We start from the raw sequence: 15,315 nt of genomic DNA, 5'->3' as shown, positions 1-15,315 counted from the left end.
GTTGACGGATTTATGCTGATTGAATCTCTTTGATTATCTTGCCGTGCCAACGGTGAGCTGGCAAGGTGCTATCTCGATCCCAGCCAATTCTCCAGGCTTTTGAACACAAAAAGGAGCCATTATGCAGCTTCACGATCAGACGTTACTCAAATCTCAGGCCTTAATTAACGGCAAATGGGTTGATGCCGATAGCCAACAAACCCGCGCAGTGACCAATCCTGCGAACGGAGAGCACTTGGCGACGGTACCCAATATGGGGGCGGAGGAAACCAGCCGCGCCATTGATGCGGCGGATGCGGCGTTACCCGAGTGGCGAGATTTAACCGCCAAAGCGCGGGCTGACGTGCTATATCGCTGGTACGAGCTGATGCTCGAGCATAAAGACGACCTCGCCGCGATCATGACGGCTGAGCAAGGCAAGCCATTGAAAGAAGCGTCGGGAGAGATCCAATATGCGGCGTCGTTTTTACAGTGGTTTGCTGAAGAAGCGAAGCGCGTGTATGGCGCGACCATTCCCGCGGAGCAAGCGGACAAGCGTATTTCAGTGATCAAGCAGCCGATTGGTGTGACTGCGGCGATTACCCCGTGGAACTTTCCGGCGGCGATGATCACCCGTAAAGCGGCAGCCGCCCTGGCGGCAGGGTGTACCATGGTAGTGAAGCCTGCAAGCGATACGCCATTGTCGGCGCTGGCGTTAGGGGAGTTAGCGTTACGAGCTGGGGTGCCAGCTGGGGTGATCAGTGTGGTGACTGGGGCGTCGGGCCCCATCGGCGATACCTTATGCGCCGACAGACGCGTCCGTAAGCTCTCGTTTACCGGCTCCACCGAAATCGGCGCACAGCTGATGGAAAAATGTGCCCCAACCATTAAAAAGCTATCGCTAGAGCTAGGCGGCAATGCGCCTTTCATTGTGTTTGATGATGCCGATATTGATGCCGCGGTTGAAGGTGCCATCGCGGCGAAGTTTCGTAATGCTGGGCAAACCTGTGTCTGTGTTAACCGCATTTACGTGCAAGCGGGCGTGTATGAAGCCTTTGCAGAAAAGTTTATCCAGGCGGTGAGTCAATTGCAGGTGGGTAAAGGCACCGACGATGGTGTAGACATTGGCCCACTCATTAACAAAGGGGCAATAGAAAAAGTGAATGCCCATCTGGATGATGCCAAGCAAAAAGGCGCTACGATTGAGCTGGGTGGCGCGTGCCCAGAGCTGGGAGAAAACTACACCCAACCGGCGGTGATTAAATACGCGACCCCAGCGATGCAGATAGCTAAAGAAGAGACCTTCGGCCCCGTGGCCCCGCTATTTTCTTTTGAAGAAGAGGCGGATGCCATCGCCATGGCCAATGATACCGAATTTGGTCTCGCGTCTTACTTTTATGCCAAAGACATTAGCCGCGTGCATCGGGTAGCTGAAGCGTTGGAATACGGCATGGTGGGGATTAACACCGGCCTGATTTCGACCGCGGTCGCGCCCTTTGGTGGGGTGAAGCAATCGGGCCTTGGCCGTGAGGGATCACATTGGGGACTCGATGAATATTTAGAAATGAAGTACTTGTGTTTGGGCCTTTGATAACGTGAGAGGTTTGTACCGCCAAGTGTTAAAAATTACTGACACGTAAAGCGGTTCTTACGCGGTTTATGGCAGTCAACTTGCCTCTAACGCCACCAAATTGGTGATAATTCAGGCAGGTTGACTGTTTTTTGGCGGCTTAGTGTATGAATATTTGCATTTGCCCACATCCGCTCTGTTGTTGGCTTTTCATCCGTGGTAAAACTCAAGTAATATGCGTAAGAGAAGTCCAACCGTTGCCTTGGTGCAGCATGTTGGCGAACCAAACCAAGTGGAGATACAAGTTTGATCAATGTGTTCCTTGTAGATGATCACGAGCTGGTTCGCACAGGGATTCGACGTCTTTTAGAAGACGTTCGTGGCATAAAAGTGGTAGGGGAAGCCGACAGCGGTGAAGCTGCACTCAAGTGGTGCCGGCAAAATCACGCCGATATTGTCCTAATGGACATGAATATGCCAGGTATCGGTGGGTTAGAGGCGACACGCAAGTTGCTTCGTTACTCGCCGGACGCCAAGATTATCGTGCTCACGATCCATACAGAAAACCCGTTCCCGACTAAGGTAATGCAAGCGGGCGCTGCGGGTTATTTGACCAAAGGCGCCGGTGCCGATGAAGTGGTGAACGCGATCCGCATGGTCAATAGTGGCCAGCGTTATATTTCACCGGACATTGCCCAGCAAATGGCACTCAGTCAGTTCTCTGCCTCTTCAGATAATCCTTTCAAAGAACTGTCAGAGCGTGAATTGCAGATCATGCTAATGATCACCAAAGGGCAAAAGGTTACCGACATTTCCGAGCAACTTAGCCTGAGCCCGAAAACGGTGAACAGTTACCGTTATCGCTTATTCAGCAAGTTGGGCATTAATGGCGATGTGGAATTGACCCACCTTGCTATCAGGCACGGCATGCTCGACACCGAAACCCTGTAACGCGAAGTAATCCAGGACGAGACCGCGCAGTGCCGAACACCTTCGACGCGAAAAGCTTTCTAAAAACCGTCCCTCACCAGCCTGGCGTTTATCGCATGATGAACGCCGCGGGTGAAATTATCTATGTGGGTAAGGCTAAAGATCTCAGTAAACGCCTCGCCAGCTACTTTCGGGTGCAGGTTTCCAGTGAGAAAACCAAAGCCTTGGTGCGGAACATCGCCGATGTAGAGGTGACGGTGACCCACACCGAAACCGAAGCGCTGATCCTCGAGCACAACCTGATCAAGCAGCACCGCCCCAAATACAATGTATTGCTGCGAGACGATAAGTCTTACCCTTACATCTACCTCAGTGCTCACGAGCATCCACGGCTGGCGATCCACCGCGGCGCGAAAAAGAAAAAGGGCGAATACTTTGGTCCCTTTCCCGACGCCAATGCAGTGCGCAAAAGCCTGCACCTATTGCAGAAAATATTTCCGGTTCGCCAGTGTGAAGACTCGGTGTATGCCAACCGCAGCCGTCCTTGCTTAATGTATCAAATTGGTCGCTGCTCCGGCCCTTGTGTACCAGGGCTGATTAGTGATGACGACTACGCCGAGCAAGTCAATTTTGCCCGTATGTTTTTACAAGGCAAAGACCGCGAAGTGATCGACAGCTTGGTGACCAAGATGGAAACCGCCAGCCAAGAGCTGCAATTTGAGAAGGCGGCGGAGTATCGCGACCAAATCCAAGCGTTGCGCCGCGTGCAAGAGCAGCAATTTGTTTCGCAAGACAGTGACGATGACATCGACGTTATCGGCTTTGCACTAGAAAACGGGGTAGCGTGCATTCATGTGCTCTTTTTGCGTCAGGGTAACGTGCTGGGCAGTCGTAGCCACTTTCCTAAGATGCCGGCAGAAACCGACCCTGGTGAAGTGGTTTCAAGCTTTGTCAGCCAGTTTTACTTGGCGCAAGCGGAAGGGCGCACCATTCCCAGCCATATTTTGATTTCTGACGATATCGGCGATGATCTGGGCTGGCTGTCGAATACCTTGAGTGAAATCGCCGGTCGCAATGTGCGCCTACAAAGCCGTCCGCGCGGGGCCAGAGCCCGCTTTTTGAAGCTGGCCAACACCAATGCGCGCACCGCCCTGACCAGCAAAATCAATCATCGGATGACCATCCAGAATCGCTATCAAGCGCTGCAAGAAACCTTAGGCTTAGAGCCGGTTAAGCGCATGGAGTGCTTTGATATCAGCCACACCATGGGCGAGAAAACGGTCGCCTCTTGCGTGGTGTTCAACCAAGACGGGCCGCTGAAAAAAGAGTATCGCCGTTACAACATTGAGGGGATCACTGGTGGCGATGATTATGCCGCGATGGCGCAGGTACTGACGCGCCGTTATAGCAAGCAAGTCGAGCCAGAAAAAATCCCCGATATCATTGTGATTGATGGGGGTAAAGGCCAGCTCAGCCGTGCTTGGGAGGTGCTCGAGCCGCTGATCGCCGACTGGCCGGTTAACCCGCTTATTTTAGGTGTAGCTAAAGGCACTAGCCGTAAACCGGGGCTTGAAACCTTGATTAAGGTCTCGGGCGAAGAGTTTTCGCTGCCTGCAGACTCGCCGGCGTTGCACCTTATCCAACATATTCGTGATGAGAGCCACGACCATGCGATTGCCGGACACCGCGCGGCACGGGGTAAAGCGCGCAAGCAAAGTGTGCTCACTCAAATTGATGGCGTGGGTCCCAAACGTCGCCAGGCCTTACTGAAATACTTGGGCGGTATTCAAGAGCTGAAAAACGCCAGTGTTGAAGAAATCGCCAAGGTGCCCGGGATCAGCGCCACATTGGCAGAGAAAATTCATTCCTCATTGCAAGGTTAGTGGCAATGGGGCACCATAACCCAGTTAATCCTAAAATAAAAAGCTGAGCATGCGTCTAAATATACCTACCATTTTGACCTTTTTGCGCATTGCGCTTATTCCGGTCTTTGTTATTGCCTACTATTTGCCTTATGCCTGGGCACCATTTGCGGCGGCACTCATTTTTGTGATTGCCGGTGCCACCGATTGGTTAGATGGTTATTTAGCGCGTCGCTTAAAGCAATCGACCCGTTTTGGCGCGTTTTTAGATCCCGTCGCCGACAAAGTGATGGTGGCGATTGCCATGGTGCTGATTGTCGAGCACTACGCCTCTATTTGGATTACCATTCCCGCGGCAACCATGATTGCGCGTGAGGTGATTATTTCAGCTCTGCGCGAGTGGATGGCTGAAATCGGCAAACGTGCCAGCGTCGCGGTCTCTTGGGTGGGGAAATTTAAAACCGGCTCACAAATGTTCGCCCTGACCATGCTGCTTTGGCATGGCGCGCCGTGGATTGAATGGTTAGGCTATGTCGCGCTCTATGCCGCAACCGGCTTAACCTATTGGTCGATGTATCAATATATGATGGCGGCCAAAGACGACTTGCTCGCCGACCCGGACGATGAATAAACCGAGCACTGAGCAAACGCATTCGCGTCCGTGACCTATCAATAAAAACGCAGCCACGATTGGGCTGCGTTTTTGTTTGCTGCTGGTGGCAGAACAAGAGAAAATGCCTGTTTGACGTCGCGCTTAAGCGAATCGCTGGACTTCGCGCTTTAGGATTAGCGCGGCTAGCTTAGCGCGGCTAGCCTAGCGCTTGGGAATGGTCAGAACAAAGGCCGCGCCTTGCAGCGTAGAGTCGCTGGCGTGGATGTTGCCATCGTAACTGGCAATGATTTCATCGCACACTGCTAACCCAATGCCGGTGCCAGGGTTGAGCTGATCGGCACGTACGCCACGTTGGAATATGCTTTCCCGATATTGCGCTGGTACCCCGGGGCCATCGTCTTCAATCGCCAGTTGCCACACATCGCCGTGATCGTCGAGCCGGATTTGCACGGTTTCAAGGCAAAACCGATAGGCGTTTTCCAGCAAGTTACCGAGTAACTCCATCAAATCACTGCGGTGCACCGGTAAAGAGGCGCTTTCATCAAACGCTCGCACCACTTTCACCGGTTTATCGCGATAGGCCTTATCTAACATGCCCGTCAGGCTATCAATCGGTGCGGTCAGTGGGCTATCTTCGCGTTTCAGTCCACATTGCCCCACCAATGCGCGTTTGAGCTGATATTGCACCATGTCATCCATCTGGCTGACCTGCTCCAAAATCCGTTTATTCAACTGCTCGCGCGACAGATGATTATCATCGAGTAGGGCATTGGTGGCGGATAAACGGGTTTTTAAGCTGTGCGCCAAATCGTCCATGGCGTGGCGATAACGGGATTTTTGCTTTTCCCGCTGGGTGATCATCCGGTTAAGCGCTTGGGTGACATCTTGCAGCTCGTCAGGGTAATCGTTATCCAGTGTTTGCTGGCGTGATTCAGTAATCGCGATCAGCTCTCTCGCTAAGCGTCGCAGTGGGGAAAAGCTCCAATGACACGCAGCAACCACGAGTGCCGACGCCGAGACAAACAGTAAGCTGATGTAAAACCACGTCTCCGCTTCTAGATCGGCTAACTGCTGTTTTTGTTTGTCGACGTTGCGCAGCACAAACAGCCGGTTTTCGCTTTCACCGGGTTGTTTTTCTGATGAAAGTCGCTGCGCCACCACGTTAAAGCCAGCAATGGAAAGATACTGCGGCTTTTTCGCTTCGTTAGGGATCAGCGTGCAGATATCGTCGATATTAAACGCTTGCACATCGCGCGAGGTCCACAGCGTGTGATTATCGGGCGTACATAGCACCGACATATAATCGCTGCTGGACGGGTCAAGCGATTGGATCCAAGCGGTCAGCTGGTCAGCGCGGATCAGCCCGTCTTTACTGAGCTGCGCCATCACCATCGGAATTTGTGAGGCCAGATCGCGCGAGTAAGCCGCCATTGAATTTTGCTGATACAGCTTATTAATCAAGGCCGCGAGCGCAATCGAGAAAAGCAGAATAATGCCAATCGAGGTAGCGAGCACGCGGGTGCGCAGTCGAGGGCGACATTGGCAAAGGGTAAATTGGCCTAGTTTCATGGTTTACTCAGCTTGGATCTCGAACAGGTAGCCTTGGCCACGCACAGTCGAGATGGGGTTGTCGTGTCCGGTTTGGATCAGCTTTTTACGCAGACGACTGATCATCACCTCAATGGTGTTAGGGTCGCCATCTTGGTCATGATACAGCACATCGAGCAAGCGTTGCTTGGAGATCACTTCGCGACTGTGACGAATAAGGTACTCAAACAAATCATATTCAAAGGCGGTCAGCTCTAGCGCTTGGCCATTGACAGTAACTGACTTCGCCAACAAATCTAACTCGATATCGCCAGCGGTAATGGTGGGCTTCACAAAACCCGCACTGCGGCGTACTAATGCGTTTAGTCGTGCGACTAGTTCCGGCTTTTGAAACGGCTTTACCAGGTAGTCATCGGCACCGGCATCTAAGCCCGTGACTTTATCTTGCCAATTGGCGCGCGCCGTGAGCACCAAAATCGGCAGGCGCAGCCCTTTGGCGCGAATATCACGAATTAGGCTAATACCATCTTGATCGGGCAAACCAAGGTCAACAATGGCAATATCATTGGGGTATTGGTCAGCGTAATAAAGCCCTTCGCTGGCAGTGCTGGCACAGCGAACATGGTGGCCGAGTTCACTGAGTTCGGTGTTCAGGTGATGACTTAAAATCGAGTCATCTTCAATAATAAGAACCTGCATAAAAGCCCCTGTAAAACAAAAAAGCGCCCGAGGTGGACGCCTTTATTATAGGTTTAATAAACTGAATTTTGGCTGACTCAGCGACCGTCTCCAGCGTGACGTTACACCAAAATAATCATCAAGGTGCCGGCCAAGGTCAAAATAACGTTGGCAATCGCATAAGTGCCCGCATAGCCCAAGGCAGGAATGGTGCTGCGAGCATGCTCGTTGATCATATCCATCGCCGGCGCACAGGTTCTTGCCCCGATGATCGCGCCAAACAAGAGCGCGCGGTTCATCTTCAGCACATACGCGCCAATCAAATAGGCGACAATCACTGGGATAACACTGATCACAATGCTGGCCAGGATCACCGAAAAGCCCATGTCCGCGATGTAATCAAACAGCCGACTACCGGCACTCAGTCCAATGCCAGCCATAAAGGTCATCAGGCCGAGATCTTTCACCATATTCAGCGCCCCTTGGGGCACATAGCCGAAAGTGGGGTGGTTGGCACGTAAAAAGCCGAGGCTGATCCCCGCCAACAGCAAGCCAGCGGCATTACCTAGGCCGAAGGTCACTTGACCGAAAGTGAGGGTGATCATCCCTAAGCCCAGCCCCAAAATAAAGAAGCAGCAAAAGGCGAGCAAATCCGACATCTGGCTATGAATCGAGATAAAGCCGATGCGGTCGGCCAAGCCTTTTACCCGGCTTTTCTCACCACTGATTTGCAGCACATCGCCTTTGTTAAGGATAATCCCTTGATCCATCGGCATCTCAACCTGAGCGCGCACCACACGGTTTAAAAAGCAGCCGTATTCCGACAGGTTTAAATCCGACAGCTTTTTCTGCGCCACGCAGTCATTTTTTACTACGATTTCTTCTTCGACAATGCGTAAGTCGAGCAGGTCGCGGTCAAACACTTCTTTACCGTTACGGAAGCTGGGGTCCAGCCGCGCGTGGCTGTCGGGATAGCCCACTAAGGCAATCTCGTCGCCTTGCTGCAAAATGGCGTCCCCATCGGGGTTAGCCAAAATGCCGTTACGGCGAATGCGCTCGATATAACAGCCGGTTTGGCGATAAATACCCAACTCACGCAGGTTGCGGCCATCAATCCAATCGATCAATTCAGGCCCGACCCGATACGCACGAATAATGGGTAAATAGACTTTACGCTGTGATTCACTGCCCAAGCCGCGCTCAATCGCAATCTGTTGGGCGGAGTGCTCAAGGTTATGGCGCTGCAACTTCGGCATCAATTTCGCCAGCACAATCAAGCTCACCAGGCCGGTGAGGTAGGCCATGGCATAGCCGACGCTCAGGTTATCAATCATCATCCCCAACTGTTCGCCTTCTGCACCGGTTAAGCCGGAGTTAAGCGCATCTTTCGCGCCCACCAATACCGGAGTGGCGGTGAGTGCCCCAGCCATCATGCCGGTGGCAATACTGATATCTAGCCCCAAATGGTTTTGAAAGAACAGGGTTAAGCCAATGGCGCTGAGTAACACCGCCAAGGCAAGCAATAGGTATGATTTTCCGTCACGGAAAAAGACGCCAAAAAAGTTAGGCCCCGCCTCAATGCCCACGCAATAGATAAACAGCATAAAGCCGATACTGAGGGTATCAGGCGAGAAGGTGAACCCCGCGTTGCCAAAAATGATCGCGGTGAACAACACGCCGATGGATCCGCCGAGTTGCACACTACCAATTTTGATCTTTCCGACTGCGAGGCCGAGGGCGAGAACCACAAAAAGGAGTAAAATATCGTTTTGGAGCAGGAGGTTATTGACGTCTATATTCACAGCACAAATGTCCGACAGAGCGTGCAGGGGGTTAATGTGGTGAAAATTATACCAACCTTAATCACACTTTGTTGTACAAATTTAGTGAAATAAAGATTAATTTTGCGTAAAAAAAGACCAGTTGACCGCGTTTGGTCAAATTAAACCAAAGAATTCACCACCGCCGAGTTTCTAGACGCCAGCTGCCAGCCTCGCCAACACCCAGCCACGGCGGCTGTCTGCCTCCCCAAACACCGCCAAGGCGACACTTTTACGCCTGCTATTTTCCCAGCCTACACCCGCCAAACGCGACTCCTGTAACCCCACCGCAAAGTAATTTTTTGGAGCGAATATCACAGAATAAGCGATAGCTAACATTTTGGACACTAGCGCATGAAAAGGTATTTAGACATTTGGTAGGCTAAAAAGTAAACAAAGAGGCAGATCGCTTACCGGATGCGGACAATCGATGGGCGGTAGCGTGGGTGTGCCCTTAAAAATAGTCTTTTTTGCCCACTTTCTCGATAATGAGACAAAAATAAAGAGCTGTAAGTATTTTAATAACAGTCAGTAAGAAAAAGGCGCGTGTAACGGTTTTGGGGCAGTGAGTGTGCGCGCTAAAACAATGTTGGAAGGAGTAGCGTACGCATGGGATATACTCGAGACATATGGAACAAGAGGATAGCGGGACGATCCGATCTTTCCTCCCAGTTGGTGCACCTGACAAGAGGGAGCGAATCAGACGGGAAGAAGGTAGGGCCAGTTGATGTGCTCGTTAGCATATTGAAGGAGCGGAGGATAGCGGGCTCTACAACTGACAACGGATTTGTCTGTGGTGGTATCCCCGCAACCTGCTTCCAAGACGTCCCAGTTTACTCGTTGTCTCAGAATATCCACGCCGAGGAGCAATATCGATCAGCTGTTGAGGGAGCCAAAGTCCGGTATCACGGAGTCGGGCTTATGTTCCCGAAACCCTATGTCTATGCAGTCGGGGGTCGGCCGGTCGTCTATGAGGACACAGACAAGGCCAAGACCATCCTTCGCGAAGACGAGTGGTGGCGCATCGTCCGCTTTGATCTATCCGACGACGATAACTTCGTCGACTGGACGCACGAACGAGAATGGCGGGTTCCCGGCGGGTTTGAATTCGAGTTAGAACAAACAACTATCCTAGTCCCAAATAAATATGGGTACGACAGGCTTCTCAAGCTTTGCCGAGAGTACGAGGACGAAGACCTTCTTGGGCAAGTACGCGGAATCGTCAATCTTGGCTCAGTGTTTTATTGAGAGCTTCCAACAAACCGCTCAAACGGACGCTCGTTCCTCGCGCCGGTTAGCTTTCTGTTATACATTTTGAGGAGTGCGTATGAAATTGCCACATTGGCAACATTTTCTTTCATTGGAGAAAGACTTCGTGGAAACAGTTGAATACGTAGAGTTGAGTGATGAAAATGCTCTAACTTATTCTATTGCCTATACAAAGCTATATTTGGCTATATGCTCTGAAACAGATGTCATCGCTAAGCTTGTTTGTAAAAAAAATCAATAACTCAAGTTCAGCTAGAAATATGGATAATTATAGAAATGAGCTTAGAGAAGCATATCCCAACTTGTATGCGGTTGAGTGTTTGATCCCACGATATGATCTAACGATTAAACCTTGGTTAAGGTGGAATGATAATAGAAACTCTCAATGGTGGGTTGATTATAATAATGTAAAGCATAATCGCTCTACCCATGCAAAAAAAGCCAATCAGGAAAATGTAAAAAACGCTCTTTGTGGTTTGTTCACTATGTTGCTCTATCTGTATCAAGAAGAGCTCTATTCTGGGGATATTTATCCGAATCCAACTTTTTTAGAATATGAGAAAATGTCTGGAAGTCTAGTAGTAAACCTCGGTGCAGAACTGCCTGATATCCCGAGAACCAATGTATAAAAAAATCAAGCTGATTCGCAATTCTCGGCTCTTTTGGTTTAAAATTTTTAGTGGTTACTGCGCAGTGCTTAGGTAATATGGTAGCGTGCTCACAACTTAGTTGGACGTTAGCCATCCTCCAGGGAGAATACATGCCATCTTTGGATTTTGAGAAGGAAAAGACAATTTTCCGAGATTATTACAACGAAAATAGTGGGCTACTGGATGGAGCAAAGAGTTCATTTATCACTCTATTGAACTCCCTAATCAGAAGCTCCAGCGATATTGCTTTGCCAAAAGTAGAAGGCCGGGTAAAAGATCGGGACGAATGTGTAAAAAAATTCAGCAGAAAATATCGAACATATCTTGAATCAGAAGGCGAAGAGTATCAGATTATAGATCACATCACCGACCTAGTAGGCTTGCGGATCGTTTGCCTCTATGAGGATGATATAGTCATAATTAGAGACCTTCTGTGCGAGCATTTTGATGTTATTGAGATAACTGACAAGATTTCAAAAATTGAAAATACCGAAAACTCTTTCGGCTATAAAGGTCTCCATTTGGACTTAAAATTAAATGAGCAAAGAAGAGAGCTTCCTGAATATTCGAAGTTCACAGGTTTTCAGTTTGAGGTTCAAATACGAACCATAATACAGGACTCATGGAGCGTTCTTGATCACAAGATTAAATACAAAAAATCTATACCTAATCACCTTAAGAGACGAATTAACTCTTTAGCAGCGCTATTTGAAGTGGCGGATAGGGAGTTCAGAGAAATCCGAAATGCCACAGAAGAAAGTATAAGGGCGGAAGACGTCACTCAAGAACAAATCACTCAGGAAACCGATCAAGTTGAATCGGGTGAAGAAGCGCCAAGGTTTACAACCTCCCCTTTAAACGCGTTCAGCTTTTTGAAGATCGCACAGCACTTTTTTAAAGAGTTTGATTTCGAGCCCCATAAGGTGGACGGGTTCACCGAAGAAATAGTGTCTCTGAAACCGGATATAACTCGAGGAAAATTCAATTTCTATATGCGAGAGAATATCACGCTAGTAAAACGATATAAGAAATTTTTCGAAAATGAGTATCCAAATGATAAATTGAACCCTTATACGATTATTAGGCACTGTCTATATAACGGCAATAGGGAAGCGTTTTCCAAAATTCTGAACAATCAATCAACCGAGACATTTGAAGCATGGCTGGCAGAAAATGGCTAACAAAGCGCTACTGCTGGAAAAATTATCGTGAGAGTGCGACGTTATCTGGCGAGAATAATCTCGTGGAAACCAAGTGATCCCAAACATATCAAACCAGAAAAAAATGTAAAGTGAGCGAGCATCATTTTAGGTTGATTAAACATTGCAGTAGTACGTTGATGGATAAATCTTTTTGTGATTTTCGTCCATATCACAGGTTGGATAGCGAAAAGTAAAAATATATGAGAAAAAATTAGAGTGCCAACTTTTACAGCTTCCCACTCTTGACTAATTGTTGCACTAACTATCAACCCTACAGTTGTAGCCAGAATAGAGCTAACACTACCAAGGTATGCTGCTAGGTTAGTATCCATAAGCTCAAATGACAAAGTGTTTAGTTTGTTACGCTTTGCTACACATGCTGTGCAGCCGGCCGCTCCTATTGTGAATAACATCCAGCATAGCGTTAGTTCAAGCATGAACTGATTAGCATTGCCAGAATCAATATTTATAAATGACTTGATACCTTGTGTAGCTCCAAAAGCAATTAAAGCCCCAATAAAAAAAGTCGGGCTAAGAAACAGTTTTTTATCTAACATGGTGAATAATCCTAGGAATTTTGATTCATTATTGATCATGTAAGATGGTGGCCAATGAGAACACTAGATAAGAGATAACTCTAAAGTGACATTGGACTTCATCCGTTTTACTGGACATGCATGACGACCTTAAGAGGTCAGTATGCCAGCATATAAAGCGGGTGAAAAGAGAGCGTAATATCCACTATATTTTTCTCGTTCCCACGCTCCTGCGTGGGAATGCATATCTAGCTCTTGCTATTATTCAAACACAAACAGCACCATAACCAGTGTTATATTATTCTTCCTAGGGCATTACAGTGGCTTGCTTGCTAAAGGTACTGACGCTGTCCGATAGTGTTAGAACAGAGGTCAAGTGTAGTTCGGTGATTTTGTGGCGAACTCTGCCTATGATTCAAAATCCATATACATTCCCACGCAGGAGCGTGGGAACGAGTTAACGCTTTACCTCAACCTAACTTGAGGGATTAACCTGGTGCCATTCACATAAGGAGCCGACGATGACATCAGCACCCATGATTGAAGAGTATTTACATCGCCTCGGATTGAGTGAGGCGAAGGGCGCGGCACTGGTCACTGAGCTTATTGAAAAGCACTTGGCGCGGTATGCGTTTTCTAGCCTGAATGCCATGGCAGGGCAGCCGCTTTCTTTACAGAAGGATGCCTTGTTTGAGCGGTTGGTGGTGAACCAGCAAGGCGGCTATTGCTTTGAGCATAATAAGATTGCCTACCTTGCCCTGAAACATTTGGGGTTTGAAGTGCGCAGTGTGCTAGCGCGGGTGATGCTCAATGGTAAGCCCACCAATCCACGCACCCACCGCATGAATGTGCTTGAGCTCGATGGCGAAACCTATCTAGTGGACGTTGGTTTTGGCGACAAAACACCGCGCGGGTTACTCAATATCAACCAGCGCACCTGCACCATCGGGCACGATACCTATCAAATCACGCGTAATGGCGATGTGGTGACCGTGGTATTACACGAGCCCGGCCAACCACCATTAACGCTGTACGAGGTTGAGCTCTACGACGTGGTAGAAGCCGATTTTGAAGTGGCGCACTTCTATTCTCATCAACACCCCGAAGCCATTTTCGTCAATAATCTCGTGGTGTCTTTGATCACCGCGTCACACCGCTATTTGATCCGTAATCAGCAGTTTTTGATCTGGGATGTGGAGGGGCAACTTGTCACCGATAAAAGCATCGATAGCGTCGAGGCATTAACCCAGTTGGTTCATGAGGTGTTTTTATTGCAACCGCCCAAAGCGGTGTTGGAAACCGCATTTGCACAGGTAGCGGCCAACTCGGCGGCTTGAGTGAGCGGATATTAACGAGTACGTTCGTCTTGACGTACGTACTCGATGCCGTACAATTGTTTAAAATGTAATCACCGGAGAGGCGCTATGACGGGGATCACTGCCACTGAAGCGCGTAGCAAATTGTATCGGCTCATTGATGAAACCGCCGAATCACATCAGCCCATTGTTATTGCGGGCAAACGTAACAAAGCGGTGCTAATTTCAGAAGAAGACTGGTCAGCGATTCAGGAAACACTCTATTTGCTTTCTGTACCAGGGATGCGTGAGTCAATTCGCGAAGGCATCGCCACGCCGACGGATGAATGCGATGAGGAGTTGGACTGGTGACATGGAAGTTGGTTTACACCAAACAAGCCCAGAAAGACGCAAAAAAGCTGGCTTCCAGTGGCCTCAAACCAAAAGCGCAAGAACTGTTAGCACTGATTGAAGACGATCCCTACCGTAAACCTCCTCCATTTGAAAAGCTTGTCGGTGATCTCACTGGTGCCTATTCACGCCGTATTAATATTCAACATCGCTTGGTCTATCAAATCCTCGAGGATGAACAAGTGGTGAAAGTGCTCAGGCTCTGGAGCCATTATGAATAGTGGCTGATTCGAATCCCTTTTTCTCATTTTTTAAGGAACAAAGTGTGAAATCTATCTTCTTTTTTAATTCGATGTTGACGCCAAAACTGGTCACCGGACTGTATTGGCTGTTGTTGCTGATTGCGTTGTTCTCTGGGCTGGGCACTATGTTTGGTAGCTACGGCGGGATGCGGTTGGAAAACGTTGCTGTTGGCCTGTTTACTATTGTTGCCGGTGCAGTAGGGGCAAGGATTTGGTGTGAGTTGATGATTGTGATCTTTAAAATCAACGAAAATCTTCAAAGTTTAAAAGACGTGAAGGAGCGTTCAGACGTGTAAATGCGTTGATATCCTTGAGTATTAAAAAAGCCAGCGAGAAGCTGGCTTTTTTAGCAAGGTTATCGGCGCCTTATTCTTGATACAGGCCGAGGTTTTCTTTGGCGTAGGCTTCAAATTCGGTAAAGCCGCCAACGTGCGCTTGGTCAACAAAGATTTGTGGCACGGTTTCAACCGGCTTGCCGACGGTTTTTTCTAGGTCAGCTTTGCTAATACCTTCTGCGTGGATATCGACATAGCGGTAGTTGAAATCTTCACGGCTTGTTTTTAGCTCTTCCGCGAGGTCTTTAGCGCGAACACAGAATGGGCAGCCAGGGCGGCCAAAAATCACGACGAACATAGTCATCTCCTTTAGCGTTAATGCCATTACTATGCCTGATGGGCGAACGTTAGAAAAGATGAATTTCCCTCTCGCAC

General features: G+C 49.0%; 17 protein-coding genes. 12 read left to right on the top strand and 5 right to left on the bottom strand.

Going from position 1 to position 15,315, the window contains the following annotated elements:
• Positions 1-121: 121 nt before the first annotated feature.
• The 4 genes from FCN78_RS07470 to pgsA all read left to right on the top strand — a co-directional run bounded on the left by FCN78_RS07470 (position 122) and on the right by pgsA (position 4,972).
• Positions 122-1,570, top strand: a complete 1,449-nt coding sequence (locus tag FCN78_RS07470; RefSeq protein ID WP_077658716.1) for an NAD-dependent succinate-semialdehyde dehydrogenase — start codon at positions 122-124, stop codon at positions 1,568-1,570.
• A 285-nt stretch (positions 1,571-1,855) separates the two neighbouring features.
• Positions 1,856-2,500 carry a UvrY/SirA/GacA family response regulator transcription factor gene (uvrY, locus tag FCN78_RS07465; RefSeq protein ID WP_046073101.1) on the top strand — a complete coding sequence of 215 codons (645 nt, stop codon included), beginning with the start codon at positions 1,856-1,858 and terminating at the stop codon, positions 2,498-2,500.
• Between the two features lie 29 nt (positions 2,501-2,529).
• A complete protein-coding gene (gene uvrC / locus FCN78_RS07460) occupies positions 2,530-4,362 on the top strand; it encodes an excinuclease ABC subunit UvrC (RefSeq protein WP_077658715.1) in 1,833 nt (610 codons plus the stop codon).
• 49 nt (positions 4,363-4,411) lie between these two features.
• Complete coding sequence (gene pgsA, locus FCN78_RS07455) at positions 4,412-4,972, top strand: CDP-diacylglycerol--glycerol-3-phosphate 3-phosphatidyltransferase (protein WP_069362736.1); 561 nt, start codon at positions 4,412-4,414, stop codon at positions 4,970-4,972.
• Positions 4,973-5,155: 183 nt separating this feature from the next.
• Here the strand turns inward: pgsA and FCN78_RS07450 are convergent, their stop codons facing one another.
• The 3 genes from FCN78_RS07450 to FCN78_RS07440 form a co-directional block, all read right to left on the bottom strand.
• Positions 5,156-6,523 carry an ATP-binding protein gene (locus FCN78_RS07450; protein WP_077658714.1) on the bottom strand — a complete coding sequence of 456 codons (1,368 nt, stop codon included), beginning with the start codon at positions 6,521-6,523 and terminating at the stop codon, positions 5,156-5,158.
• Positions 6,524-6,526: 3 nt separating this feature from the next.
• The gene (locus tag FCN78_RS07445; protein ID WP_046073104.1) at positions 6,527-7,201 is read right to left on the bottom strand and encodes a response regulator; all 675 of its coding nucleotides are present in this window, start codon (positions 7,199-7,201) and stop codon (positions 6,527-6,529) included.
• Positions 7,202-7,302: 101 nt separating this feature from the next.
• A complete protein-coding gene (locus FCN78_RS07440) occupies positions 7,303-8,982 on the bottom strand; it encodes an aspartate:alanine antiporter (RefSeq protein ID WP_077658713.1) in 1,680 nt (559 codons plus the stop codon).
• A 627-nt stretch (positions 8,983-9,609) separates the two neighbouring features.
• Between FCN78_RS07440 and FCN78_RS07435 the strand changes: the two genes are divergently transcribed.
• The 4 genes from FCN78_RS07435 (at position 9,610) to FCN78_RS07420 (ending at position 12,100) form a co-directional block, all read left to right on the top strand.
• On the top strand, positions 9,610-10,248 hold the full coding sequence (locus tag FCN78_RS07435) for a hypothetical protein (protein ID WP_077658711.1): 639 nt from the start codon (positions 9,610-9,612) through the stop codon (positions 10,246-10,248).
• Positions 10,249-10,327: 79 nt separating this feature from the next.
• Positions 10,328-10,510, top strand: a complete 183-nt coding sequence (locus tag FCN78_RS07430) for a hypothetical protein (RefSeq protein ID WP_077658710.1) — start codon at positions 10,328-10,330, stop codon at positions 10,508-10,510.
• On the top strand, positions 10,488-10,898 hold the full coding sequence (locus FCN78_RS07425) for a hypothetical protein (protein WP_167483328.1): 411 nt from the start codon (positions 10,488-10,490) through the stop codon (positions 10,896-10,898). The genes FCN78_RS07430 and FCN78_RS07425 overlap by 23 nt, the downstream gene beginning before the upstream one ends.
• A 131-nt stretch (positions 10,899-11,029) precedes the next feature.
• Entirely contained in the window at positions 11,030-12,100 is a 1,071-nt protein-coding gene (locus tag FCN78_RS07420) for a GTP pyrophosphokinase (RefSeq protein WP_077658708.1), read from the top strand.
• Between the two features lie 41 nt (positions 12,101-12,141).
• Here FCN78_RS07420 and FCN78_RS07415 read toward each other — a convergent pair whose 3' ends face one another.
• Positions 12,142-12,678 carry a hypothetical protein gene (locus tag FCN78_RS07415; protein ID WP_077658707.1) on the bottom strand — a complete coding sequence of 179 codons (537 nt, stop codon included), beginning with the start codon at positions 12,676-12,678 and terminating at the stop codon, positions 12,142-12,144.
• A gap of 500 nt (positions 12,679-13,178) precedes the next feature.
• Between FCN78_RS07415 and FCN78_RS07410 the strand changes: the two genes are divergently transcribed.
• The 4 genes from FCN78_RS07410 to FCN78_RS07395 all read left to right on the top strand — a co-directional run bounded on the left by FCN78_RS07410 (position 13,179) and on the right by FCN78_RS07395 (position 14,901).
• Positions 13,179-13,994 (top strand): arylamine N-acetyltransferase family protein, encoded by an 816-nt coding sequence (locus tag FCN78_RS07410; RefSeq protein WP_077658706.1) that lies wholly within the window; start codon positions 13,179-13,181, stop codon positions 13,992-13,994.
• Positions 13,995-14,081: 87 nt separating this feature from the next.
• Positions 14,082-14,324: a type II toxin-antitoxin system Phd/YefM family antitoxin gene (locus FCN78_RS07405; RefSeq protein WP_021022842.1), complete on the top strand. Its 243-nt coding sequence runs from the start codon at positions 14,082-14,084 to the stop codon at positions 14,322-14,324.
• Positions 14,321-14,584: a Txe/YoeB family addiction module toxin gene (locus FCN78_RS07400; protein WP_069362546.1), complete on the top strand. Its 264-nt coding sequence runs from the start codon at positions 14,321-14,323 to the stop codon at positions 14,582-14,584. Before FCN78_RS07405 ends, FCN78_RS07400 begins: the two co-directional genes overlap by 4 nt.
• Before the next feature lie 44 nt (positions 14,585-14,628).
• On the top strand, positions 14,629-14,901 hold the full coding sequence (locus FCN78_RS07395) for a DUF4282 domain-containing protein (RefSeq protein ID WP_077658705.1): 273 nt from the start codon (positions 14,629-14,631) through the stop codon (positions 14,899-14,901).
• 70 nt (positions 14,902-14,971) lie between these two features.
• On the opposite strand, the gene FCN78_RS07390 is transcribed toward FCN78_RS07395, so the two are convergent.
• Positions 14,972-15,238, bottom strand: a complete 267-nt coding sequence (locus FCN78_RS07390; RefSeq protein ID WP_077458277.1) for a GrxA family glutaredoxin — start codon at positions 15,236-15,238, stop codon at positions 14,972-14,974.
• Positions 15,239-15,315: the final 77 nt, after the last annotated feature.

Origin of the sequence: Salinivibrio kushneri (genome assembly GCF_005280275.1) — a bacterium.
In the GTDB taxonomy this organism is placed as follows: Bacteria; Pseudomonadota; Gammaproteobacteria; order Enterobacterales; family Vibrionaceae; genus Salinivibrio; species Salinivibrio kushneri.
The sequence above is the reverse complement of the archived record's forward strand: the minus strand, read 5'-3'. Positions and strand labels throughout refer to the sequence as shown.